Source organism: Streptomyces sp. NPDC058619 (assembly GCF_042717785.1).
Lineage (GTDB): Bacteria > Actinomycetota > Actinomycetes > Streptomycetales > Streptomycetaceae > Streptomyces.
This window is the reverse complement of the sequence record NZ_JBHXQN010000002.1, coordinates 127,598-152,480: the sequence shown is the minus strand read 5'-3', so window position 1 is coordinate 152,480 and position 24,883 is coordinate 127,598. Positions and strand designations below refer to the sequence as shown.

The window sequence follows — 24,883 nt, the reverse complement described above, 5'->3', positions numbered from 1 at the left end:
GTCAACCTGCTTGTCCTGAGGTCGTTCTATCAGGCCGGTTCGAAGCGGATGACGACGGACTTGCTCGCGGGGGTGTTGCTGGTGTCCGCGGTGGAGTCGAGGGGGACCAGCACGTTGGTCTCGGGGTAGTAGGCGGCCGCGCAGCCCCGGGCGGTCGGGTAGTGCACGACGCGGAAGCCGGGCGCGCGCCGCTCCACCCCGTCCCTCCACTCGCTGACCAAGTCGGTGTACGCGCCGTCGGCGAGCCCGAGCTCCGCCGCGTCCTCGGGGTTGACCATGACGACGCGGCGGCCGCCGGTGATGCCGCGGTAGCGGTCGTCGAGGCCGTAGATCGTGGTGTTGTACTGGTCGTGGCTGCGCAGGGTCTGCAGGAGCAGCCGTCCGGCCGGGACCCTCGGGTACTCGACGGGAGCGGCGGTGAAGTTCGCCTTGCCCGTCACGGTCGGGAAGCGGCGTTCGTCGCGCGGGGCGTGCGGCAGCCGGAAGCCGCCGGGGCGGGCGACGCGGGCGTTGAAGTCCTCGAAGCCGGGGACCACGCGGGCGATCCGGTCGCGGATGGCGGAGTAGTCCCGCTCGAACTCCTCCCACGGGGTCTTCGACGCCTCGCCGAGGACCGCGCGGGCCATGCGCGCCACGATCGCGGGCTCGGAGAGCAGGCGTGGGCCCGCGGGGGCGAGGTTGCCGCGCGAGGAGTGGACCATGCCCATGGAGTCCTCGACGGTGACGAACTGCCGGCCCGAGGCCTGGTTGTCCTTGTCGGTGCGGCCCAGGGTGGGCAGGATCAGGGCGCGGCGGCCGGTGACCGCGTGGGAGCGGTTGAGCTTGGTGGAGACGTGCACGGTGAGCGAGGCGCGGCGGACCGCGGCCTCGGTGACCTCGGTGTCGGGGGTCGCGCCGACGAAGTTGCCGCCCATGGCGAAGAAGACCTTGGCCTCGCCGTCCCGCAGGGCCTGGATGGAGCGGACGACGTCGAAGCCGTGGGCGCGCGGAGAGGTGATCGCGAACTCGCGGTCGAGGGCGTCGAGGAAGGCGGGCGCGGGGCGCTCGAAGATCCCCATGGTGCGGTCGCCCTGAACGTTGGAGTGGCCGCGGACCGGACAGACCCCGGCGCCGGGCCGGCCGATGTTCCCGCGCAGCAGCAGCAGGTTGACGACCTCGCGGATGGTGGCGACGGAGTGCTTGTGCTGGGTGAGACCCATGGCCCAGCAGACGATGGTCCGCTCGGAGGCCAGGACCATGGCGAGGGCGCGCTCGATCTCGGACCGGGTCAGGCCGGTCGCGGCGAGGGTCTCCTCCCAGTCGGTCTCTGCGGCGGCCGCGGCGAACTCCTCGTAGCCGTGGGTGTGTTCGCGGATGAAGGCCTCGTCGGTGGCTCCGCCCGCCGCGATGACCAGCTTGTTGAGGAGCCGGAAGAGGGCCTGGTCGCCGCCGATGCGGATCTGGAGGAACAGGTCGTTCAGCGCGGTGCCCTTGAGCATGCCGAGCGGGGTCTGCGGGTTCTTGAACCGCTCCATCCCGGCCTCGGGCAGCGGATTCACCGAGATGATCTTCGCGCCGGACGACTTGGCCCGCTCCAGGGCGGACAGCATGCGGGGGTGGTTGGTGCCCGGGTTCTGCCCGGCCACGATGATCAGGTCGGCCTGATGCAGGTCCTCCAGGGAGACGCTGCCCTTGCCGATGCCGATCGTCTCGTTCAGCGCGGAGCCCGAGGACTCGTGACACATGTTGGAGCAGTCGGGGAGGTTGTTCGTGCCGTACTCGCGGACGAAGAGCTGGAAGAGGAACGCGGCCTCGTTGCTGGTGCGGCCCGAGGTGTAGAAGACGGCCTCGTCGGGGGAGGCGAGTCCGCGCAGCTCCTCGGCGATGATCGCGAAGGCGCGCTCCCAGGACACCGCCTCGTACCGGTCGCCGCCCGGCGGCAGGTACACCGGCTCGGTGATCCGGCCCTGCTGCCCCAGCCAGTACCCCGACCGCGCCGCCAGCTCGGCGACGGGGTGCGCGGCGAAGAACTCCGGGGTGACCCGGCGCAGCGTGGCCTCCTCCGCGACGGCCTTGGCCCCGTTCTCGCAGAACTCGGCGGTGTGCCGCTCGTCGCCCTCGGGCCAGGCGCAGCCCGGGCAGTCGAAGCCGTTCTTCTGGTTGACCTTGAGCAGGGTGCGGGCGGTACGCGCGAGGCCCATCTGCTGCTGCGCGATCCTCAGGGTGTGCCCGATCGCCGGCAGCCCCGCCGCGGCGTGCTTGGGGGGCGCGACCTGCGGCGCGTCCTGTACCGGATCACCTGCGGGCGGCTTGGTGGCCATGTCGCTCCCCTTCGAGCAGTTATGCGCGTACACGACCGATCCTGTCACGGTCCTCCGACATCGCCGACGCCGGAATTGTCAGCGGGGGCGCCTAGGATCGGGGGCGTGGCAGAGACAGCAGCGCAGAAGACGGACCAGACGACCGCGGCGGACCGCCCCCGCCTGATGCTCATGGACGGGCACTCCCTGGCGTACCGGGCGTTCTTCGCGCTGCCCGCGGAGAACTTCACGACCGCGACCGGACAGCCGACCAACGCGATCTACGGCTTCGCGTCGATGCTGGCGAACACGCTGCGCGACGAGGCGCCCACGCACTTCGCGGTCGCGTTCGACGTGTCCCGCAAGACGTGGCGCTCGACGGAGTTCCCCGAGTACAAGGCGAACCGCTCCAAGACGCCCGACGAGTTCAAGGGGCAGGTCGAGCTGATCGGCGAGCTCCTCGACACGATGAACGTGCCGCGGTTCGCGGTCGACGGCTTCGAGGCCGACGACGTGATCGCGACGCTGGCCACGCAGGCGGAGGCCCTCGGCTTCGACGTGCTGATCGTCACCGGCGACCGCGACTCCTTCCAGCTGGTGTCCGAGCACACCACCGTGCTGTACCCGACCAAGGGCGTCTCCGAGCTCACCCGGTTCACCCCGGAGAAGGTCGAGGAGAAGTACGGCCTCACCCCCCAGCAGTACCCGGACTTCGCGGCGCTGCGCGGCGACCCGTCCGACAACCTGCCCGGCATCCCCGGCGTCGGCGAGAAGACCGCCGCCAAGTGGATCACCCAGTTCGGGTCGTTCAAAGAGCTCGTCGAACGCGCCGAGGAGGTCAAGGGCAAGGCCGGACAGAACTTCCGGGACCACCTGGAGGCCGTCAAGCTCAACCGCGTCCTGACCGAGATGGTCAAGGACGTTGAGCTGCCCAAGACCCCCGCCGACCTGACCCGCCTCCCGTACGACCGCGCCGGGATGCTCGGCGTACTGGACGTGCTGGAGATCCGCAACGCCTCGCTGCGCGAGCGGCTGCTCGCCGTGGACCCGGGCACCGCAGAGGAGGAGGCCCCGGCCCCGGCGCCCGCCGTGGAGCTGGACGGCTCCGTCCTGGGCGCGGGCGAGCTCGCCCCCTGGCTGGAGGCCCACGCGGGCGGACCGCTGGGCGTGGCCACCGTCGACAGCTGGAACCTCGGCGCGGGCAAGGTCACCGAGATCGCGCTCGCCGCGGCGGGCGGCGCGGCCGCCTGGTTCGAGCCGCACGCCGTGGACGAGGCCGACGAGCGGGCCTTCGCGGCCTGGGCCGCGGACCCGGCGAAGCCCAAGGTCGTGCACAACGCCAAGGGCCTCATGCGGGTCTTCCCCGAACACGGCTGGACCCTCGCCGGGGTCACCATGGACACGGCCCTCGCCGCCTACCTGGTCAAGCCCGGCCGCCGCTCCTTCGCCCTGGACGCCCTGTCCAACGAGTACCTGCACCGCGAGCTGGCCCCCGCCGCCGCCGACGGCCAGCTCGCCTTCGGCGCCGACGACACCGCCGAGGCGGACGCGCTCATGGCGCAGGCCCGCGCGGTCCTCGACCTGGGCGACGCCTTCACCGGCAAGCTCGACGAGGTGGGCGCGACCGAGCTGCTCCACGACATGGAACTTCCGACGTCCGAACTGCTCGCCCGGATGGAGCGGACCGGCATCGCCGCCGACCGCGACCACCTGGACGCCATGGAGCAGCAGTTCGCCGGCGCGGTCCAGCAGGCGGTGAAGGAGGCGCACGGCGCGGTCGGCCACGAGTTCAACCTCGGCTCGCCCAAGCAGCTCCAGGAGGTCTTCTTCGGCGAGCTGGACCTGCCGAAGACCAAGAAGACCAAGACCGGCTACACCACCGACGCCGACGCGCTCGCCTGGCTCGCCACCCAGACCGACCACGAGCTGCCGGTCATCATGCTGCGCCACCGCGAGCAGGCCAAGCTGCGCGTCACCGTCGAGGGCCTGGTCAAGGCCGTCGCCGCCGACGGCCGGGTGCACACCAGCTTCAGCCAGACCGTCGCCGCGACCGGCCGCCTGTCCTCCACCGACCCGAACCTGCAGAACGTCCCGGTGCGCACCGACGAGGGCCGCGCCATCCGCCGCGGATTCGTCGTCGGGGAGGGCTTCGAGTCCCTCATGACCGCCGACTACAGCCAGATCGAGCTGCGCGTCATGGCCCACCTCTCCGAGGACGCGGGCCTGATCGAGGCCTTCGCCACCGGCGAGGACCTGCACACCACCGTCGCCTCCCAGGTGTTCGCGGTGGAGCGGTCCCAGGTCGACGCGGAGATGCGCCGCAAGATCAAGGCCATGTCGTACGGGCTGGCGTACGGGCTGTCCGCCTTCGGCCTGGCCCAGCAGCTGAACATCGAGCCCGCCGAGGCGCGGGGCCTGATGGACACCTTCTTCGAGCGGTTCGGCGGGGTCCGCGCATACCTCCAGCGCGTCGTCGACGAGGCCCGCGCCACCGGGTACACGGCGACCGTCTTCGGCCGCCGCCGGTACCTGCCCGACCTCAACAGCGACAACCGCCAGCGCCGTGAGGCCGCCGAGCGGATGGCGCTCAACGCCCCGATCCAGGGCACCGCGGCCGACATCGTCAAGGTCGCCATGCTGCGCGTGGACCAGGCGATCACCGGGGCCGGGCTGTCGTCGCGGATGCTCCTCCAGGTCCACGACGAAATCGTGCTGGAGATCGCCCCGGGCGAGCGGGAGCGGGTCGAGGAGCTGGTGCGCCGCGAGATGGGCGCCGCCGCCGACCTGCGGGCCGAGCTGGACGTGTCGGTGGGCGTGGGCCCCGACTGGGAGTCCGCCGCGCACTGACGTCCGCCAGGTGTGGAGCGCCCGTCCCCGCTACGCGCTGGGGACGGGCGTTCGCGCGTCCGCGTCGGTTCCGGCGTCGGTGTCGGAGCTCGGGTCCGCGCCCTGCGCCGTACGGTCGTGGCGGTGCCGCAGCCGGACGAGGACCCCGAACAGCAGCAGGGCCACGGCGAGCCCGCCGCCCGCGCCGAAACAGATGGTCGGGACGATGTCGAGCGGATGGCCGATGCGGTCGGAGAACGCGAAGAAGCGGACCACGCGCACCGTGACCCCCGCCGCCACGCCCACCACGACCAGGACGAGCGCGCCCACGGTCTCGGCGCGGGTCAGCACCGGTACGGACGCCGGGGCCGGAGCGGCCGGGATCCGGCGCAGCGCCGTCGCTGTGAACCAGAGCAGGACGCAGGCGGCGACCGCCGAACTGCCGTACTGCAGGTACGAGTAGAGGGGCAGACCGAAGGCGACCGGCTCGCCGAGCGCGGGCAGCGCGTTGGTGCCCCACCGGTCCAGGTGGGTGAAGCTGTCCCACACGACGTGCGTGAGGGAGCCGATGACCGCCGAGAGGTAGAACCACGCCGCGAGCAGAGGCAGTTGGCGGCCGCGCCACCGCTCACCCCGCAGCAAGGCGTACACCCGGCCCCGCTGCCCGCGCGGGAGGAGCGCGACCAGCGGCTCGCGCATCAGCAGCCAGCACGCCGCGAGGACCGCGGTGAGGACGGCGTCCGCGGTGAGGACGCCCGTCAGCGTGTGGGTGAAGGAGCCGTACGACATGACGCCCCCGACGACCGCGTCCGCGAAGTAGAAGGTGTCCGGCGCGAACGAGCCGAGGACCAGCGCCGAGGCCACGAGCGGGCCGCGCGCCCGGCCGGTCCGGCGGACGGCCGGCAGGACGGCGGCCGCATGGCTGAGGGTGAACGGCATGGCGCCTCTTCTCGGTGTGCGGTGTGCGGTGGGTGGTGGTTGGTGGTTGGTGCGGAGGGGTGTCGGGGCCGGGGGCCGGAGACCCGCCCTTTACTTCGGTTACTTCGGGCCAATGGGCCCTGAGGGTCCGGACAGTATGCGTGACCTGCGCAGGGACGTGGGGATGTGGTGAAACTCCGTACCGTGGTGCGTGCCCTGTGCAGCGATCTGACATAGGGTCACGCGGACGTCGAGGGGGAGGGGTCCGGCTCATGGCGGCTCGAATATTCGGACGCAGGCTGCGCAGGGGCGGCGCCGCCGCCCTGGTCTCCGCTCTGGTGGTCGCCGCGGTGACGGCCTCCCAGGGGCCCGGCGCGGGCGGCACGGACCGCATCGCGGCGGCCGGGGAGGACAGCGCGCGGTCCGCCCCGGAGGCGCACTCCGGCGGCGACTCCTCCTACTTCACCGAACTGCCCCCGCTGATCAGCCCCGAGGCGCTGCCCGTCGTACCACCCGCGGACGCCGCGTCGGCGGATGCTCCCGCGCCGGCCGGGCAGGCCGCGGCGGCGACCGGGCCGGGCGCGGAGCAGGTGGTCACCGGCGCGGGCGAGGGCGCGCAGGGGATACCGGCGAGCGTCCTCGCCGCGTACCGGAACGCGGAGCGCACGGTGGGGGAGAGCGACCCCGGGTGCGGGCTGCGCTGGCAGCTCCTCGCGGCGATCGGCAAGGTCGAGTCGGGGCAGGCACGCGGCGGCCGGGTCGACGCGGCGGGAACCACGCTGCGGCCGATCCTGGGGCCGGTGCTCGACGGCAACGGCTTCGCGAACATCTCGGACACGGACGGCGGGGCCTACGACGGCGACGCCCGCTACGACCGCGCGGTCGGACCGATGCAGTTCATCCCCTCCACCTGGGCGGCCTGGGGCCAGGACGCGGACGGCGACGGCCGGCGCAACCCGAACAACGTGCACGACGCGGCCCTCGCGGCCGGCCGCTACCTGTGCGCCGGCACGCGGGACCTGCGGGTGGCGGCGGACCTCGACCGGGCGGTGCTCTCGTACAACCAGTCCACGGAGTACCTGCGGACGGTGCGGTCCTGGTTCGCGTACTACCTGAAGGGGGCGCACGAGGTCCCGGACGGCAAGGGCGGCGGCACCGGCACGGGCGTCGGCGCGGGTACCGGTCCGGCCGCCCCGGCCGCACAGCCGAAGCCGGGCCCGCACCCGGGTCCGGACCCCACCCCGTCCCCCCGGCCCACCCCGAAGCCGACGCCGACCCAGCCCCCCAAGCCGACGCCGTCTCCCACGCCCCCGTCGGCCCCCACCCCGGTGCCGACCCCGAGCCCGAGCCCGACTCCCACCCCCGAGCCGACGCCGCCCCCGACGCCGTCCCCGACGCCGACCCCGACTCCCACCCCCGAGCCGACGCCGTCCCCGACGGCCACCGCGTCCCCGAAGCCGGCCGCGACGCCGTCGACGGCCGCGACGCAGAAGCCCACCGCGTCCCCGGAGCCCGGCCCGACCGCCTCGCCGTCCGCGTCCCCCTCCGCCACGCGCCCGGTCGCGCCGACCCCGTAGCCGGAGCCGTAGTCGTAGCCGGGGCGCGTCACCTGACCCGGCTCCGCCCGCCGCCCGGCTCCGCCCGGTGCCCCGACGGCGCCGGGCGCCGCCGTCCGCCCGCCGCCCGGCCCCTTCGCCGGAGGCGACACGGCGCCCGAGCGCGCGGCGCCCGAGCGCGCATCACCCGCGAGCGCGCTCCGGCGAGGCGGTCCGGTACCCCCGCCCTCCCCGCCCCGGTGTTCGGCCGCGCAGGTCAGGGGTGTTCCCGGGATCCGGGGCCCAGACGGTTCTCATCTCGTCCCCGCATTGCTACGGTGCCTCCGCCCTGACGCCCTATCAGATTCCGGAGGCCCGGCATGCGTCCGTTCATCGCCGCCGCCAGCGGGCTCGTCCTCGCGGTGCTCCTCGTCCTCGCCGTCACGGCGCTCGGGGCGCCCGAGGGCAAGACCTCCCCCAAGCCCCTGCTCACCACCGCGCCCCCCGCGCCCGGAAAGTAGAGGAGGGCCCGGCGATGCGACGCAGAGCGAGCCTTGTCCTGCTGGCCCTAGCCGTCTTCTGCGCGGCCCTCGCGCCGCTGCTGCGCTGGTACGCGTACCCGCGGCTCGCGAAGATCCCGCCGAACCAGTACCAGGAGATGGTCCTGGAGGCGAAGGACGCGACCCTCATCGACTACCTCGACGGCATGAAGCCCAAGAAGGTCGACAAGGTCACCATCGTCCAGACCCTCAAGGGCAACGTGGAGGCCTCGAGGGAGATCGAGGCGAGCGCGGGCCGGGACGTCGTCGTGTGGGACACCCTGTCCCACATCATGGGCCCGGACGGGAAGACGGTCTCCCAGATCCCCGAGCGCTACATCTTCGACGCCCACACCCAGGACCCGGTGCACGCCACGGGCGAGATGGTCGACGGGGACGCCGTCAAGCGCGAGGGCATCGAGTTCAAGTGGCCCTTCTTCACCGAGCCGCGCGACTACCTCTACTTCGACGCGCAGACCCGCACCTCGTCGCCGATCCACTACGTCGGCCCGCGCACCTTCAAGGGCATGGACGTCTACTACTTCGAGCAGACCGTCCCCTGGACCAAGGTCCCCATGCCCAAGAAGATGCCCATCGAGGGCATCGACCCGACGACGCTCGAACAGACCACCGGCACCAGCCTCTGGTACACGACCAAGGCGATGTTCTGGGTCGACCCGGTGACCGGCGCGCCCGTCAACGCCGAGCAGCAGATCCAGCAGGAGATGCGCGGCGGGTTCGCGGCGGCGGCCCCCGACGGCAAGATCACCGCCTTCGCCGGGCACGTGAAGATGCGCGAGGACTACAGCGACTACACCGTCGACCTTGTCCGGGCGAACCGTACGAAGGTCCTCGCGCTCCACACGTACGCCCCCACCGGCCTGGCTGCCGGCGGCCTGGTGTTCCTCGGGCTCGCGCTGTGGCTGGAGGGCCGGGGCCGGCGGCGCCGACCGGACGGCGGGGACGGCGCGCTCAGCGCTTGAGCCGGGCGCTGGTGTACCGGGTGGCCTCCGCCGTGGCCGGGTCCTCCGGCCACGGGTGCTTCGGGTACCGGCCGCGCAACTCGGCGCGGACGGCGCGGTAGCCGCCCCGCCAGAACGACGCCAGGTCGGCGGTGACGGCCGCGGGCCGCCCGGCGGGGGACAGCAGGTGGACGAGTACGGGCACCCCCGCCACCCGCGGCGTCTCGGCCAGCCCGAACAGCTCCTGCAGCTTCACGGCGAGCACCGGCTGCTCCCCGGCGTAGTCCACCCTGACGCGGGAGCCGCTGGGCACCCCGATCCGCTCCGGGGCCAGCTCGTCCAGCCTGGACGCCTCCCCGGTGGCCCACGGCAGCAGCCGGTTCAGCCCCTGCGCGGCGCTGATCCGGCCGAGGTCCGAGCGGCGCCGGGCCCGCGACAGCTCGGGCTCCAGCCAGTCGTCGGCCCGGTCCAGCAGGGCGGCGTCGTCCGCCACGTCCGGCCAGCCGCCGCCGAGGGTGCGGTGCAGGAAGCCCAGCCGGGCCCGGAGCGCCCGCGCGTCGGGGGACCAGTGCAGCAGGCCGAGGCCCTCCGTGCGGAGCCCGTCGAGCAGGGCCGCGCGCACCAGCGCCGGATCCGGGGCGCGCAGTGGCCGGACGGCGAGCTCGATCGCCCCGAGCCGTTCGGCCCGGCGGGCCACCAGGTCGCCGTCCTCCCAGCGCACCTCCTCCGCGTCCGAGTGGAGGTGCCCGGCGGCCAGGCGGGCGGTGTCCCCGTCGATGACGGCGGCCAGCCGGATCCGGGCCGAGGCCGCGTGCGCGGCGCGGTCCGCCACCGCCACCGCCAGCCAGGGCGCGCTGCGCAGCCGCGACCCGTCGCCGAGCTCGGCTCCGGTCCCGGACGCCATGAGGAACGCCCCCTCGCCCCGCGCCCGCGCCACCCGCTCCGGGAACGCGAGCGCGGCGACGAGCCCGGCTGCGGCGTCGTCGGGGAGCGCCGCACCGGGGGAGCGCCCCGCGGCGTCAAGGGAGGAGCGCCCCGCGGTGTCAAGGGAGGAGCGCCGCGCGCCGTCCCCGCGCGCGGCCCCCGCTGCGCGGCCGCCCACGGCCCCCGCGGTACCGCTGCCCGTGGATCCCGCGCCGTCGCCGGTGGACCCCGTACCGCTGCCCGTGGATCCCGCGCCGTCGCCGGTGGACCCCGTACCGGCGCCCGTGGATCCCGCGGCGCGCTCCAGCCGCCCGGCCTCCGCCCGCCAGCGGGCCGCGTAGGCGTCGCCGCCCCGGCGGGCCGCCCGCCACGCGCCTGCCAGGTCGTCCCCGTACTCCCGCGGCGGCTCCTCGCTCAGCAGCGCCACCACCTCGGCCGCCCGCCGGGCCCCGAGGGCCGGGGCGCCGTCGAGCAGGGCCCGGGCGAGCCGCGGGTGGAGCCCCAGCCGGGCCATGCGCACCCCGCGCGGCGTCGGCCGCCCGGCGGGGTCCACCGCGCCCACCGCGCGCAGCACCTCCCGCGCCGCGGCCATCGCCCCGGCCGGCGGCGGGTCCAGCAGCGCCAGCCCGGTCGCGTCCGGGTCGCCCCAGCACGCGGCCTGCAGGGCGAACTGGGCCAGGTCGGCGATACGGATCTCGGGCGCCGGGTAAGAGGGGAGCCGGCCGTCCTCCGCCTCGGTCCAGCACCGGTACACCGCGCCCGGCGCCTCGCGGCCGGCCCGCCCCGCCCGCTGGCGCCCGGCCGCGCGGGACGCCCGTACGGTCGCCAGCGCGCCCAGCCCCCGCGCGTGGTCCACCCGGGGCTCGCGCGCCAGCCCGGAGTCCACCACCACGCGCACCCCCGGCACGGTGAGGCTCGACTCCGCGACCGCCGTCGCGAGGATCACCCGGCGGTGCTCCGAGGCCGTCAGCGCCGCGTCCTGCACGGCCGCCGGGGCCCGGCCGTGCACCTGGAGCACCTCCGCGTCCACCCCGCGCAGCTGCCCGGCGACCCGGGCGATCTCCCCGACGCCGGGCAGGAAGCACAGCACGTCACCGGAACGTTCCGCCAGCGCCCGCCGCACCACCGACGCCACGTGCGCCAGCTGCGCCGGGTCCACCCGCATCCCGTGCGGCGGCCGCACCGGGCGGGCGGGCGGCGCCCAGACCGTCTCCACCGGGTACGCGGTCCCCGCGGCCTCCACCACCGGCGCGCCGCCCAGCACCCGGGACCAGCCCGCCGCGTCGGTCGTCGCCGAGGCTGCCACGAGGCGCAGCTCCGGCCGCAGGGTCTCCCGTACGTCCAGCAGGAAGGCGGCGACGGTGTCGGCGTCGAGGTGCCGCTCGTGGCACTCGTCCAGGACCACCACGTCCACGCCCGCCAGCTCCTGGTCCCGCTGGAGCCGCTGGAGCAGGACGCCCGTGGTGACCACCTCGACGGCGGTCGACGGGCCCACGGCCCGCTCCCCGCGCACGGTGAAGCCGACCGAGGCGCCGATCCGCTCGCCCAGCAGCCAGGCCATCCGCCGCGCCGCCGCCCGGGCGGCGATCCGCCGGGGCTCGGCGACCACCACCCGGCGGCGCGGCCCGCCGCCCACCAGGCCGGCCAGGACCAGGGGCACCAGGGTGGTCTTGCCGGTGCCGGGCGGCGCGCACAGCACGGCGGTGCCGGGGCCGTCGAGCGCGGCCGTGAGCGCCGGCAGGGCCTCCCGTACGGGAAGGGCGTCGAGGTCGCGGGTGCGCGGGGTCGGGGACACGGTCAGTCGCGCTCGCAGACGAAGATCGCGGTGCCGGGGATCAGGTTGCCGCGCAACGGGGACCAGCCGCCCCACTCCTGGCTGTTCCAGGCGGGCCACTCCGGCTCGACCAGGTCGAGCAGGCGGAAGCCGCCGGCGACGACGTCGCGGACGCGGTCGCCGACCGTGCGGTGGTGCTCCACGTAGACGGCGCGGCCCTCCTCGTCCTGCTCGACGTACGGGGTCCGGTCGAAATAGGACGCGGAGACGGACAGTCCCTCCGGACCCGGTTCGTCGGGGAAGGCCCAGCGCAGGGGGTGGGTGACGGAGAAGACCCAGCGGCCGCCGGGCCGCAGGACGCGGTGGACCTCGCGCATCACGTTCACCGGGTCGGCGACGAAGGGGACGGCGCCGTACGCGGAGCAGGCCAGGTCGAAGGAGCCGTCCCGGAAGGGCAGCCGGCCGGCGTCGGCCTCCACGAGCCGGACCACCGGCAGGTCCGGGCGGCCGATGCGCAGGGCGTGCTGGAGCTGGCGGTGGGAGAGGTCGAGGGCGACCGGGCGGGCGCCCCGGGCGGCCAGCCAGCGCGAGCACTGCGCGGCGCCGGCGCCGATCTCCAGGACGTCCTTGCCCTTGAGGGATCCGGCGGGACCGAGCAGCGCGGCCTCGGCCTCGTCGAGCCCCTCGGGACCCCAGACGAAGCGGTCGTCGCCGAGGAACGCGCCGTGCTCGTTCTGGTAGTCGTCGGCGTTGCGGTCCCACCAGCCGCGGGCCGCCCGGCTGCTCTCCGCTTCCCCGGCGTCACGCCGCGTGGCCTCGGCGTCGTCCTCGGGGGCCGGATCGGCTCCGCGGGCGTCTTCGTGGGCGTAGTCCTCTTGGTTCATGGGGCCCGTCGTCGTAGTCTGCGAATGTCTGCTGGAACCGGCAGGGAAGTCCCATAGGGGCGCCCACACCTACGAATTGTGCCGGTAATGCGGCGATCCGCCCGTGGTGTGCGCCTTCGCGCATTGACCCTGTCCGGCTGTCCCCGTATGCTACAAGTTGCGCTGCGAGCCTGTGCTCCTCAGACCTAGCAGGCTGCGCTTGTATTTGTTGAGGTCCCCTCGGTTTTCGAGGCCCCTCCGCATCTGCGGAACGGGGGTCTCCTTGGCTGTCCGGCTTCGGCAGATGCCGATAAGGGCTCCCGGCGTAGCAGTACCTACGACTTTCTGTCCGTAACCGGAGCCCTTTCCCACATGACGAGCAGCACCGAGACCACCGCCACCACTCCGCAGGTTGCGGTCAACGACATCGGCGACGCGGACGCGTTCCTCGCGGCGATCGACGAGACGATCAAGTACTTCAACGATGGCGACATCGTCGATGGAGTCATCGTCAAGGTTGACCGGGACGAGGTTCTCCTCGACATCGGTTACAAGACCGAAGGTGTCATCCCGAGCCGCGAGCTCTCGATCAAGCACGACGTCGACCCGAACGATGTCGTCAAGGTCGGCGACGAGATCGAGGCCCTGGTTCTCCAGAAGGAGGACAAGGAAGGCCGCCTGATCCTCTCGAAGAAGCGCGCTCAGTACGAGCGTGCCTGGGGCACCATCGAGAAGATCAAGGAAGAAGACGGCATCGTCACCGGTACCGTCATCGAGGTCGTCAAGGGTGGTCTCATCCTCGACATCGGCCTCCGCGGCTTCCTGCCGGCCTCTCTCGTCGAGATGCGTCGCGTCCGCGACCTCCAGCCCTACGTGGGCAAGGAGCTCGAGGCGAAGATCATCGAGCTGGACAAGAACCGCAACAACGTGGTCCTGTCCCGCCGCGCCTGGCTCGAGCAGACCCAGTCCGAGGTGCGCCAGACGTTCCTCACCACCCTGCAGAAGGGTCAGGTCCGCTCCGGCGTCGTTTCCTCGATCGTCAACTTCGGTGCCTTCGTGGACCTGGGCGGCGTCGACGGTCTCGTGCACGTCTCCGAGCTGTCCTGGAAGCACATCGACCACCCGTCCGAGGTTGTCGAGGTCGGCCAGGAGGTCACCGTCGAGGTCCTCGACGTGGACATGGACCGCGAGCGCGTCTCCCTGTCGCTGAAGGCGACGCAGGAAGACCCGTGGCAGCAGTTCGCCCGGACCCACCAGATCGGTCAGGTCGTCCCGGGTAAGGTCACCAAGCTGGTTCCGTTCGGTGCGTTCGTCCGTGTGGACGAGGGCATCGAGGGTCTGGTCCACATCTCCGAGCTGGCCGAGCGCCACGTGGAGATCCCGGAGCAGGTCGTCCAGGTCAACGACGAGATCTTCGTCAAGGTCATCGACATCGACCTTGAGCGTCGCCGGATCTCGCTGTCGCTGAAGCAGGCCAACGAGTCCTTCGGTGCCGACCCGGCGTCGGTCGAGTTCGACCCGACCCTGTACGGCATGGCCGCGTCCTACGACGACGCGGGCAACTACATCTACCCCGAGGGCTTCGACCCCGAGACCAACGACTGGCTCGAGGGCTTCGACAAGCAGCGCGAAGCCTGGGAGGGCCAGTACGCCGAGGCGCAGCAGCGCTTCGAGCAGCACCAGGCCCAGGTCATCAAGAGCCGCGAGGCCGACGAGGCCGCCGCTGCCGAGGGCGCTGCCGCTCCGGCCGCGGGTGGCGGCAACGTCAGCGCGGGCATCTCGGGCGGTTCGTACTCCTCGGAGTCGGACGAGACCTCTGGCGCCCTGGCGTCGGACGAGGCCCTCGCCGCGCTCCGCGAGAAGCTGGCCGGCGGCCAGAGCTGATCGCAGCACGCTTCGCACCCCGGTGTGAGCATGCAGAGCAGAGCTGAACAGAGCTGAAAGGTAAGGCCCGTCCCCTCAGGGGGGCGGGCCTTACTGCTGTGCCCGCGCGGTGCCCGGCCGGCGTGCCCGGCCGCTGCCGGCGGCCGGAGTGATCCGTCGCGTTCTCGTGAAGGGCGTCAACTGGGGAATGACGGCGGTCGTTTGGACGTTCTTCCAGAGAACGAGGCGAGGAGGAGTGGTGACGGTGCTTGATCCACAGGGTCTGTACGAATGGGACGCCAAGGGCCTGGCGGTGGCCGACCTGGCTCTCACCCAGGACTCGGCCGGGCTGGTCATGCTGTACCACTTCGAGGGGTACATCGACGCGGGTGAGGCCGGGGAGCAGATCGTCGAACGGCTCCTGGACACCCTGCCCCACCAGGTCGTGGCCCGCTTCGACGCGGACCGGCTGGTGGACTACCGGGCCCGGCGCCCGCTGCTGACGTTCCAGCGCGACCACTGGGCCGAGTTCGAGGAGCCCCGCCTGGAGGTCCGGCTCGTCCAGGACGCCACGGGCGCGCCCTTCCTGCTGTTCTCCGGCCCCGAGCCGGACGTGGAGTGGGAGCGGTTCGCGCTCGCCGTCCGGCAGATCGTCGAGCGCCTCGGCGTCCGTCTCTCGGTCAACTTCCACGGGATCCCCATGGGCGTCCCGCACACGCGCCCCGTGGGCATCACCCCGCACGGGAACCGGACCGACCTCATGCCGGGGCACCGCAGCCCCTTCGACGAGGCCCAGGTGCCCGGGAGCGCGGAGTCCCTGGTGGAGTTCCGGCTGGGGCAGGCCGGGCACGACGTGCTGGGCGTCGCCGCACACGTACCGCACTACGTGGCGCGTTCCGCGTACCCGGACGCGGCGCTGACGGTGCTGGAGGCGATCACCGCGGCCACCGGGCTGGTGCTGCCGGCCGTGGCGCACGCGCTGCGGACCGAGGCGCACCGAACGCAGACCGAGATCGACCGGCAGATCCGGGAGGGCGACGAGGAGCTGGTCGCCCTGGTGCAGGGGCTGGAGCACCAGTTCGACGCGGCCGCCGGGGCGGAGACCCGGGGCAACATGATCGCCGAGCCGGCCGAGATCCCGTCGGCGGACGAGATCGGGCGGGAGTTCGAGAAGTTCCTCGCGGAGCGCGAGGGCGAGAACTGACGCCGGAACCGACAGGGGAGGCGATACCGGCGGGGAGCGATTCCGGCGGGGAGCGGCCGGGTGACCGCGGGGGTGCAGGGGGCTGTGGTGGCCAGGGGGGCAGGGCCTAGGCTGCGGGGCATGCTGAAAGTAGGACTGACGGGCGGAATCGGCGCCGGCAAGAGCGAGGTCTCGCGGCTGCTCGCGGGGTACGGAGCGGTCGTCGTCGACGCCGACCGGATCGCACGGGAGGTCGTCGAGCCCGGGACACCCGGGCTCGCCGCCGTCGTGGCGGCGTTCGGGGAGTCGGTACTGACCTCCGCGGGGACGCTCGACCGGCCCCGGCTCGGATCGATCGTCTTCGCCGATCCGGAGAAGCTCCGGACCCTGAACGGGATCGTGCACCCGCTGGTCGGGGCCCGGTCCGCCGAGCTGGAAGCCGCCGCGGGACCCGACGCGATCGTGGTCCACGACGTTCCGCTGCTCACGGAGAACGGTCTGGCCGCGCTGTACGACCTGGTGGTCGTGGTGGACGCCGCCCCCGAGACGCAGCTGACGCGGCTCGTCGACCTGCGGGGAATGGCCGAGGAGGAGGCGCGGGCCCGGATGGCCGCGCAGGCCACGCGGGAACAGCGGCTGGCGGTGGCGACGCTCGTCATCGACAACGACGGGCCGCTGGAGGCCCTCGAACCGCAGGTCCGCAAGGTCTGGGAGGAACTCGTGGCGCGGGCGGCGGAGCGGCCGGACTCCGGAGCCTGACGCGCGCTTCCCCGGGGCCGCGTCGGGGACCAGGAGAAGGAACACGGGCCGGGTCCGGGTGAGGAACGGGCTGGGAGAAATCGGGAAGAGACCGCCTGGGGCGGATGCGTCGAACGCGCCCGCAGAGGGAAGGAACAGATCGTGTCCGACACCACGCCGCCGCCGTCGTCGCCGTCTTCGTCCTCGTCCTCGTCGTCCGGTGCGGCGAGCCCGGAGACGCACGTCATCGACTACCGGGCCGCCGAGCAGCTGCTCGCCGCACGTGATCCGCGCGGTGCGGTCAAGCTGCTCGACTCCGTCATAGCCGCCCACCCGGAGAACACCGCGGCCCGGCTGCTGCGCGCCCGCGCCTTCTTCGCGTCCGCCCAACTGCGCCCGGCGGAGCTTGAGTTCGAGCTGGTGCTGGAACGGGAGCCGGACAACGCCTTCGCCCACTTCGCACTGGCCCGTACGCACGAGCGCTCCGGCCGCCCCCAGCAGGCCCGCAAGCACTTCCGGCTCGCCGCGGCCCTCGACCCCCGGCCGGAATACCTGGCGGCGGCCCGCTTCGAGGACTGAGCGGCGGGCGGGGGGCCGCAAGACCGGGCCCGTCGGCGGGCCTCAGGCGCCGGGCGGCGGCTCGTACGGCGGGACGTCCCGGCCGGGCTGGTAGTGCGGCCCCTGGCGGATGTGGCGGACGACCACGGCCAGGTCCACGGCCGCCAGCAGCGCTAGCGCCCCGCAGGCCGCCGCCCACCCGGGGCGACCGGCCAGTGAGAACACGGCGGTCCCGCCGGCGGCCCACAGCAGCCCCCACAGGCTCAGCCACAACCGCAGCCGCAGCGGGCTGCGGGCGGTCACCGGCTCGTTTCCCGTACGCATGCTCATCGCCTCGGTTCCCATGGTCCCACCGCGGCGGCGGCAGCGGGGGATCCGGGGGTGCGGGAATTCCCGGATCAGGGACTACGGATCGGGCATCAGCGATCGGGGATCAGCGATCAGGGATTGAGCTTGTTCACGGCCTTCGTGGTGGTCTTCTTGAAGGCCGGGACCGGGGCGTCGGTCAGGTATCCCATCTGGCTCCACTTGACGACCGTCACCGTGGAGCCGTCCCGCCCGATGCCGAAGAGGGTCACGCCCGGCTCGGACTCGGGGATCGAGGTGTGCACGCCGTAGACGTGGGCGCCCTCCTCGACGGAGAGCTTCCCGTAGTCCTGCCAGGAGGCGGTGCCGCCCGGCGTGGTGCGCAGCCAGTCGGAGGCGCAGGCCGCGACCTTGCGCTCCAGGGCGCGGGCGAGTTTGACGGCCGCGGCGTCCGAGGCGGCCCGTACGGAGACCTGGACGGCGCCTGCGTCGACGTCGGTGCCGAACGAGCGGTGCCAGCTGCCGGCCGCGGGGAGCGCGCCCTCCAGACAGAACGGCGTGGTCTCGGGCAGCCCCTTGGTGACCTTGCCGGAGTACCAGGGCGAGCTGGCGTGCGGCGGCAGGTCGGTACCGGTGAGGAACCCGGGGGCGGTGACCGCCGCGGTGGCCGTGGACGAGGCGGTGAGGACGAGCGCGGAGGCCGCCGCGAAGAGCGCGGTGGCGAGGGTGGCGGAGGCGCCTGAGCGTCGGAACATCGGTGGATCTCCCCGTTGGTGTCGGTGTGTTGCGGTACGGGGACAACCCTGCCCCGGCGCGGGGTGTCGGGCGACGGATCGCGGGGGATTCGGGACACTGGAACGACCGTACGTGCTGTCACCTGGGGGAACAGCCGCTGCATGGAACGGCGTCGTGGGACGGGTGGCGCCGTGACGCCGTGGGCGTGGGCGGGGGAACGGGCAGGGGGACGGGAACGGGCATGGGGGCGGGCATGGGCATGAGGACGGGTGCGGGGACCGGCGCGGGGACGGGGACGGGCGAGTCGGAGCGGTTCGCGCGGCTGATGCGGGAGCTGAAGGAGCGTGCGGGGCTGAGTTACGGGGCCTTGGCGCGCAATCTCCACACGAGCACCTCGACCCTGCACCGCTACTGCAACGGTGAGGCGGTGCCGACGGAGTTCGCGGTCGTGGACCGCTTCGCGCGGGTCTGCGGGGCCTCGCAGGGGGAGGCGGTGGACCTGCACCGGGCGTGGCTGCTGGCGGACGCGCGGCGACGGGCGGGCGCGGCGGGTGCGGGAGTGCCGCAGGCCGTGCCGCTGGAGGCGGAGGCGTCGGGAGGGGCGGCGGAGGCGCCGCCGGAGCCCGCGGTCGCGGTGGAGGCGGGGGCAGCGGGCGCCGTCGCGGCTGCGGGCGCCGCCGTGCCGCCGCCCGCGGGCGGCGGCGAGGGCGGACCCGCCCGGGGTGAGGGCGCGGGTACCGGCAAGGGAAAGGGCGCGGGCGAAGGCACGGGCCAGGGCGTGGACGCGGCCAACGGTGCGGGTACCGGCAAGGGCGCGGGTACCGGCAAGGGCGTGGACGCGGGTGAGGGCGCGGGCCAGGGCGTGGACGCGGCCCAGGGCGGGGGCACTGGCAAGGGCGTGGACGCGGTTCAGGGCCGGGGCGAGTGCGGGGGCGGGGGCGGCGGCGTTGGGGCCGGGGCGGGTGCGGAGCTGGGCCTGGCCGTCGTGGTGGACATGGCTCCGCCGGTGCCGGGGGCCCGGCTCCCCTGGTACCGGCGCCGGGCGGCCGCGGTCGCCGCCGCCGGGGTCACCGCGGGCGTGGTCGCCGTGGCGGTGCTGGCCGCGGCCGGCCCGGAACGGCCCGGCACGCCGACCGGGACCACCGCGGGCCCGTCGACGTCGGCCGCCGCGCGACCGGGACACACGCCGGCGCCGCCCGGCGGGACGGCCTCCGCCCCGGGCTCCGGGGCGCCGTCGGTGCTGCCCTCGGACCCGGCACCGGGAGCGGCGCCGGCCTCGGGAAGCGCGTCGGCGGCCGCCTCGGCCGCGGGGCAGCCCCCCGGGGCGTCGGCGCCGCCGGCCTCGGGACCGGTCCAGGCCCCGGTGGTGCCGGTCAGGGCCGCGGTCCGGTCGCACGTGTGGGCCGCGGGGTGCGACCACGCCTACCTGACCGAGCGCGGCCCCGGCGCGGTGCCCCCGCCGCCCGTGGAGGCGGACGCGCCCGCCTGGGCCTCCGCGCAGCGGGCCGTACACGCCGGGCAGCAGATCCTGGAGGTCACGGTGCACGGTGCGGGTGCGGGCACGGTGGTCCTGGAGGGCCTGGACGTACGGGTGGCGGCGCGCCGCACCCCGCCGGCCTGGAACGTGTACCAGATGTCGCCGGGCTGCGGCGGGGCGCTCACCCCCGCCGTCTACGCCGTCAACCTGGACGCCCCGCGCCCCGTGGCCCGGCCCGTCGACGGCGGTGACTCCGAGGGCCCCATCCGGGCGCCCGCGTTCCCGATGCGCGTCTCGGCGGCCGACCCGGTGGTGCTGCGGGTGCTAGCCGCCACCACGGGCTGCGACTGCGACTGGTACCTCGACCTGCGCTACACCGGACCCACTGGTTCCGGCCGGCTGCGCATCGACGACAACGGCCGCCCGCTGCGCACGAGCGCCGCGACGGGACGGCCGGTGTACGGGTACGCGTCGGACCAGGGCCGCTGGGCGCGCTGACCCCGGCCCCTGGCTCCCCGGCTCCGAGATCCGTGCAGGTCAGCGGCATTGTCAGTGGGCCCGCCTAGACTCGGCGGCACAGGAGACCCGCGCCGGACCCGCGCCGGACCCGCGTCGGGACCTGATCGGGACCCGTATCGGGATCCGTAGCGACGGGGGAGGGAGGGGACGCGGTGAGGACGACATCGGAGCCGTCAGGAGTGTGGTCGCCGCAGCCGCAGCCGCTGCCGCAGCGGCACGGGCAGCCCACGCAGCCGCAGCCGTCGGGACAGCGGCAGCAGCATCAGCAGCAGCCTTCGGCCGCCGCGCGTGCGCTGCTGCGCCATGCCGCCGTCTTCCTGCCCGCCGCCGTTCCCCGTGAGGCCCGCGTGGCCTTCTGGGCACCCGACGGGGACGACCTGCCCGAGGCGGGCCGCCCGGCCCCGCTCACCGTCGTGCGCCCCTCCGGCTCGGGGGTGCGCAGCCGGACCGTGCCCTCCGTGAGCCTGTCCGTCACCGCCGCCCTGCCGCTGCTCGCGCGGGCGCCCCGCAACCCCGCCGCGCATCCCGCCACCCGTGCCTGGGGCACCGCCGCCGTCCAGGCGCTCACGCTGGCCGCTCGCGGCCGGCTGCTCCCCGGCCTGACCCCCGAGGGGTTCGACGCGTGGCGTGCCGGTCCGCTCGAAGCCGCCGATGTCGCCCACCTCCGGGCGGTCGCCGCCGCGCTGCCGCACGAGGGTTACGCGACCCCGCTGGCCGGCCGCCGTCCGCTCCAGCTGCCCGAGCCGGAGGCGCTGGTGCGAGCGTTCCTCGACGCCGTGGCCGACAGCCTGCCCCGGACGCCCGCCGCGGGCGTGGCCGCCGGGCGGCCGTTCGCGGCCCGGGAGCCGCAGCGTGTGCCCGGGATACAGGACTGGGCCGCCCAGGTAGCGGCCGGCTCCGACACGGGCGTGGGGATCTCGCTCCGGCTCGACCTGTCCTCGTTCCGCCTCTTCGACGAGGCCGAGGGGGAGGACACCCGGAGGGCGGGCGCCGCCGTGGTCCAGGTGCACAGCCTCGCCGACCCCACGCTGGTCGCCGACGCCGCCACGCTGTGGGCGGGCACGGCGGCCGCCGGGTTCGGGCCCCGTGCCAGGATCGACGCCGTGCTCGCGCTGCGCCGGGCCGCGCGGGTGTGGCCGCCGCTGCTGCGGCTGCTGGACCAGCCCGCCCCCGACGCGCTCGCCCTCTCCGACCCGGAGCTGGAGGACCTGCTGGGCGCCGCCGCGACCCGGCTGGCGGCCGCCGGCGTCCTGGTCCACTGGCCGCGCGAGCTGGCCCGTACGCTGTCGGCGACCGCCGTCGTACGGTCCACGGCGCCCGGCTCCGCCACCGACGGCACCGCCTTCTTCGACGCCGAGCACCTCTTCGCCTTCTCCTGGGAGCTGGCCCTGGGCGGCGACCGGCTGACCACGGGGGAGATGGACGCCCTGTCCCAGGCCCACCGGCCCGTGGTGCGCCTGCGGGACCAGTGGGTGCGGGTCGACCCGGAGCTCGTGCGCAAGGCCCGCAAGCGGGAACTGGGCCTGCTGGACCCGGTCGACGCGCTGGCGGCCGCCCTCTCGGGGACGGCCGAGATCGCCGGAGAAGCGGTCGAGGTGGTCCCGGTGGGGGCGCTGGCCGCCCTGCGGGAGCGGCTGACGGCCGAGCTGGCCCCGCTCCCTCAGCCCGCCGCGCTCAAGGCCACCCTGCGCGACTACCAGGCGCGCGGCCTGGCCTGGCTGGACCTGATGACCTCGCTCGGCCTCGGCGGCTGCCTCGCCGACGACATGGGCCTCGGCAAGACCGTCACGCTCATCGCCCTGCACCTGCACCGGGACCGCCCCGAGCCGACGCTCGTGGTCTGTCCCGCGTCCCTGCTGGGCAACTGGCAGCGGGAGATCGAGCGGTTCGCCCCCGGCACGCCCGTGCGCCGGTTCCACGGCGGCAGCCGCAGCCTCGACGGCGCGGCGTCCGGCACCGGCGGGTTCGTCCTCACCACGTACGGGACGATGCGGGCCAGCGCCCCGCTCCTCGCCGAGCAGCGCTGGGGCATGGTCGTCGCCGACGAGGCCCAGCACGTCAAGAACCCCCACTCGGCGACCGCCAAGGCCCTGCGGACGATCCCGGCGCCCGCCCGGGTGGCGCTCACCGGCACCCCGGTGGAGAACAACCTCTCCGAGCTGTGGGCGCTGCTCGACTGGACCACCCCCGGGCTCCTGGGCCCGCTCACCACCTTCCGGGCCCGCCACGCGCGGCCCGTCGAGCACCAGCAGGAGGAGGACGGCGGGAACGAGGCGGCGGTCGCCCGGCTCGCCGCGCTCGTCCGGCCGTTCCTGCTGCGCCGCAAGAAGTCCGACCCCGGGATCGCGCCCGAGCTGCCGCCGAAGACGGAGACGGACCACCCGGTCTCCCTCACCCGTGAACAGGCCTCGCTCTACCAGGCGGCGGTGGACGAGGCGATGGCGGTCATCGGGTCCAGCGAGGGCATCGAGCGGCGCGGCATGATCATGAAGCTGCTGGCCTCCCTCAAGCAGATCTGCAACCACCCCGCGCAGTACCTGAAGGAGGACCGCCCGCGGATCCCGCACCGCTCGGGCAAGCTCGCCCTGCTCGACGAGCTGCTGGACACGATCCTCGCCGAGGGCGGCTCCGTCCTGGTCTTCACCCAGTACGTGACCATGGCCCGTCTCATCGAGCGGCACCTGTCGGACCGCGGGATCTCCCACCAGCTGCTGCACGGCGGGACGCCGGTGCCGCGACGCGAGGAGCTGGTCGACCGCTTCCAGGACGGCGGGGTCCCGGTGTTCCTGCTGTCCCTCAAGGCGGCCGGGACCGGACTGAACCTGACCCGGGCCGGACACGTCATCCACTACGACCGCTGGTGGAACCCGGCCGTCGAGGAGCAGGCCACCGACCGCGCCTACCGGATCGGCCAGACCCAGCCCGTACAAGTCCACCGGATCATCGCCGAAGGCACCGTCGAGGACCGGATCGCCGAGATGCTGGAGGCGAAGCGGGCCCTGGCCGACGCGGTCCTAGGCTCCGGCGAGGCGGCGCTGACCGAGCTGACCGACCGCGAGCTGGCCGACCTCGTCTCCCTGCGCAGGCCCGAGTGATCACCGCACGGGACGACCGCCGCCGCACCTTCGAGACCCTGCCCGCCGGGACGGAGGCGGTCAGCTGGTGGGGCCGGGCCTGGGTGACCTCGCTGGAGGAGGCCTCCCGCGACGCGGCCCGCCTGGCCCGGGGCCGCACGTACGCCGCCGAGGGCCACGTCGACGCGGTCACCGTCACTCCCGGCAGGATCGTGGCGTACGTACGGGGCAGCCGGGCCCGCCCGTACCGCACCGAACTGGCCCTGCCCGCCTTCGCGGACGCGGAGTGGAGCGAGCTCCTGGAGGCGGTCGCGGCCGACCCCGCCGCGCTCGCCGCCCTGCTGGAACGGGAGGTCCCGCAGAGCCTCGCCGGGACGATCCTGCCCGGCGCGGGCGAACTCGCCCCGCACTGCTCCTGCCCGGACGTCGCGCGCCCGCCGTGCAAGCACGCGGCGGCCCTCTGCTACCGCGCGGCCCGGCTCTTCGACGAGGACCCCTTCGTCCTGCTGCTCCTGCGCGGCCGCGGCGAGCGGGAGCTCCTGGACGAGCTCACCCGCCGCAACGCCGCCCACGCCGCCCGCGAACAGCCCGACACCGCCCCGGACTTCCCCGGGGTACCGGCCCGCGCCGCGCTGGCCCGCACCGGACTGCCGCTGCTCCCGGCGCCCTCGGCCGTGCCCGCCGCGGCCGGACTGCCGCCGGCCTTCCCCGCCGACCCGGCGGCCCCCGACCCGCTGGCCCTGGACCAGCTCGCCTCCGACGCGGCCGCCCGCGCCCTGGCCCTCCTGACCACCGGCGAGGACCCGATCGAGGGCCTCGGGCTGTGGCAGGACGCCGTCCGGCTGGCCTCCGCGCACCCCACCGCGGGCCTTACCGGCGCGGCCCGCACGCTGTACCGGGACCTCGCCCGCGCCACCGGCCGCACGACCACCGACCTCGCCCGGGCGGCGGCGGCCTGGCGCCAGGGCGGCCGCGCCGCACTCGCCGCCCTCGAAGAGCCGTGGGACCCGCCGGCCGGCCCCTTCGACCGGGCCCGCCCGGCGCTCCTCGCCGCGGCCCCGGGCTCCTTCCGCCCCGACCGCAACCGCCTCACGTCCGGCACGCGCCAGCTTCGCCTCGGCCGCGACGGCGTCTGGTACGCCTACGAGTCCCGCCCGGACACGGAGGACTGGTGGCCCATGGGCCGCCCCTCCCCGGACCCCGTCACCGCCCTGCTGGGCTGAGTTCCGCCGCCCAGCGGGTCAGCGTGGTGAAGTCCCGGTCGCGCAGGCCGTGGCGGGGGTGGACGCGCAGGAGGAGGGCCGGGGCCGGGTGGTGGGCGGCGACCCAGGTGCGGTCGAGGGGGCTGATCATGTCGTCGACCCAGGCGAAGGGCCGGCCGGCCGCCCAGTGGACGAGGGCGCGGGTCTTCCACGCGAGGCCGTCAGGGTCCGGAGCGAACAGTTCCGGCCACTCGATGACGGGCAGGTCGCCGGGAAGCCCGATGCGCGGCGCGATCATCGTGTTGGCCTGGTGCATCCACGTGGTGGCCCAGGCGAGCTCGTACGGCAGGGCCGTCAGCCGCGCGCCGTGGGCGGGGTGGAGGCGGACCTTCAGGCCCCGGCGGGCACTGCGGGAGTCAGGTGCCCGGCGGGACATCCAGATCGCCGGGCGCATCCGGTGGCCTGCGTAACCGCGCAGGCCGGCGAGGCGCGACCGGAACGGGTTGAGGGGGCCGTCCACGTCGAGGAGGAGCAGGGGGCGCTCAGTCATGAAGTAGGCACTACCCAGTACACGATGGGGTGAAATGCCCACGGCCTCTATAACCCGA

General features: G+C 74.5%; 18 protein-coding genes. 11 read left to right on the top strand and 7 right to left on the bottom strand.

Annotation, left to right across the window (positions count from 1 at the left end):
- Positions 1 to 29: 29 nt before the first annotated feature.
- A complete protein-coding gene (locus tag ACFWTC_RS02695; protein WP_383915211.1) occupies positions 30 to 2,300 on the bottom strand; it encodes an FdhF/YdeP family oxidoreductase in 2,271 nt (756 codons plus the stop codon).
- Positions 2,301 to 2,405: 105 nt separating this feature from the next.
- Here ACFWTC_RS02695 and polA point away from each other — a divergent pair, with 105 nt between their 5' ends.
- On the top strand, positions 2,406 to 5,126 hold the full coding sequence (polA, locus tag ACFWTC_RS02690; RefSeq protein WP_384025373.1) for a DNA polymerase I: 2,721 nt from the start codon (positions 2,406 to 2,408) through the stop codon (positions 5,124 to 5,126).
- Between the two features lie 30 nt (positions 5,127 to 5,156).
- On the opposite strand, the gene ACFWTC_RS02685 is transcribed toward polA, so the two are convergent.
- A complete protein-coding gene (locus ACFWTC_RS02685; protein WP_383915209.1) occupies positions 5,157 to 6,044 on the bottom strand; it encodes a DUF4184 family protein in 888 nt (295 codons plus the stop codon).
- Between the two features lie 251 nt (positions 6,045 to 6,295).
- Here ACFWTC_RS02685 and ACFWTC_RS02680 point away from each other — a divergent pair, with 251 nt between their 5' ends.
- The 3 genes from ACFWTC_RS02680 (at position 6,296) to ACFWTC_RS02670 (ending at position 9,080) form a co-directional block, all read left to right on the top strand.
- Positions 6,296 to 7,600 (top strand): lytic murein transglycosylase, encoded by a 1,305-nt coding sequence (locus tag ACFWTC_RS02680; protein WP_384025371.1) that lies wholly within the window; start codon positions 6,296 to 6,298, stop codon positions 7,598 to 7,600.
- 338 nt (positions 7,601 to 7,938) lie between these two features.
- Complete coding sequence (locus tag ACFWTC_RS02675) at positions 7,939 to 8,079, top strand: SPW_0924 family protein (protein ID WP_383915207.1); 141 nt, start codon at positions 7,939 to 7,941, stop codon at positions 8,077 to 8,079.
- Positions 8,080 to 8,093: 14 nt separating this feature from the next.
- Positions 8,094 to 9,080, top strand: coding sequence for a DUF3068 domain-containing protein (locus tag ACFWTC_RS02670; RefSeq protein WP_384025368.1), 987 nt, complete (start codon positions 8,094 to 8,096; stop codon positions 9,078 to 9,080).
- Here ACFWTC_RS02670 and ACFWTC_RS02665 read toward each other — a convergent pair.
- Entirely contained in the window at positions 9,070 to 11,778 is a 2,709-nt protein-coding gene (locus tag ACFWTC_RS02665; RefSeq protein ID WP_384025365.1) for an ATP-dependent RNA helicase, read from the bottom strand. The genes ACFWTC_RS02670 and ACFWTC_RS02665 overlap by 11 nt on opposite strands.
- Before the next feature lie 2 nt (positions 11,779 to 11,780).
- The gene (locus ACFWTC_RS02660; protein ID WP_383915204.1) at positions 11,781 to 12,641 is read right to left on the bottom strand and encodes a class I SAM-dependent methyltransferase; all 861 of its coding nucleotides are present in this window, start codon (positions 12,639 to 12,641) and stop codon (positions 11,781 to 11,783) included.
- A gap of 351 nt (positions 12,642 to 12,992) precedes the next feature.
- Between ACFWTC_RS02660 and rpsA the strand changes: the two genes are divergently transcribed.
- The 4 genes from rpsA to ACFWTC_RS02640 all read left to right on the top strand — a co-directional run bounded on the left by rpsA (position 12,993) and on the right by ACFWTC_RS02640 (position 16,983).
- Entirely contained in the window at positions 12,993 to 14,504 is a 1,512-nt protein-coding gene (rpsA, locus tag ACFWTC_RS02655) for a 30S ribosomal protein S1 (protein WP_383915203.1), read from the top strand.
- Between the two features lie 244 nt (positions 14,505 to 14,748).
- Positions 14,749 to 15,687, top strand: a complete 939-nt coding sequence (locus ACFWTC_RS02650) for a PAC2 family protein (protein WP_383915202.1) — start codon at positions 14,749 to 14,751, stop codon at positions 15,685 to 15,687.
- 120 nt (positions 15,688 to 15,807) lie between these two features.
- A complete protein-coding gene (coaE, locus tag ACFWTC_RS02645; RefSeq protein ID WP_384025362.1) occupies positions 15,808 to 16,425 on the top strand; it encodes a dephospho-CoA kinase in 618 nt (205 codons plus the stop codon).
- 225 nt (positions 16,426 to 16,650) lie between these two features.
- Positions 16,651 to 16,983 carry a tetratricopeptide repeat protein gene (locus tag ACFWTC_RS02640; RefSeq protein WP_384025778.1) on the top strand — a complete coding sequence of 111 codons (333 nt, stop codon included), beginning with the start codon at positions 16,651 to 16,653 and terminating at the stop codon, positions 16,981 to 16,983.
- A gap of 42 nt (positions 16,984 to 17,025) precedes the next feature.
- On the opposite strand, the gene ACFWTC_RS02635 is transcribed toward ACFWTC_RS02640, so the two are convergent.
- Together ACFWTC_RS02635 and ACFWTC_RS02630 are read right to left on the bottom strand one after the other, a co-directional pair.
- Entirely contained in the window at positions 17,026 to 17,286 is a 261-nt protein-coding gene (locus tag ACFWTC_RS02635; RefSeq protein ID WP_383915199.1) for a DUF6343 family protein, read from the bottom strand.
- 116 nt (positions 17,287 to 17,402) lie between these two features.
- Positions 17,403 to 18,023, bottom strand: a complete 621-nt coding sequence (locus ACFWTC_RS02630; protein ID WP_383915198.1) for a hypothetical protein — start codon at positions 18,021 to 18,023, stop codon at positions 17,403 to 17,405.
- Positions 18,024 to 18,256: 233 nt separating this feature from the next.
- Between ACFWTC_RS02630 and ACFWTC_RS02625 the strand changes: the two genes are divergently transcribed.
- The 3 genes from ACFWTC_RS02625 (at position 18,257) to ACFWTC_RS02615 (ending at position 24,296) form a co-directional block, all read left to right on the top strand.
- Complete coding sequence (locus ACFWTC_RS02625; RefSeq protein ID WP_384025359.1) at positions 18,257 to 19,978, top strand: helix-turn-helix domain-containing protein; 1,722 nt, start codon at positions 18,257 to 18,259, stop codon at positions 19,976 to 19,978.
- Between the two features lie 314 nt (positions 19,979 to 20,292).
- Complete coding sequence (locus tag ACFWTC_RS02620; protein WP_384025775.1) at positions 20,293 to 23,094, top strand: SNF2-related protein; 2,802 nt, start codon at positions 20,293 to 20,295, stop codon at positions 23,092 to 23,094.
- The gene (locus ACFWTC_RS02615; protein WP_384025356.1) at positions 23,091 to 24,296 is read left to right on the top strand and encodes an SWIM zinc finger family protein; all 1,206 of its coding nucleotides are present in this window, start codon (positions 23,091 to 23,093) and stop codon (positions 24,294 to 24,296) included. The genes ACFWTC_RS02620 and ACFWTC_RS02615 overlap by 4 nt, the downstream gene beginning before the upstream one ends.
- On the opposite strand, the gene ACFWTC_RS02610 is transcribed toward ACFWTC_RS02615, so the two are convergent.
- Positions 24,277 to 24,825, bottom strand: a complete 549-nt coding sequence (locus ACFWTC_RS02610) for a hypothetical protein (protein WP_384025353.1) — start codon at positions 24,823 to 24,825, stop codon at positions 24,277 to 24,279. The two genes, ACFWTC_RS02615 and ACFWTC_RS02610, sit on opposite strands and share 20 nt — an antisense overlap.
- Positions 24,826 to 24,883 lie beyond the last annotated feature (58 nt).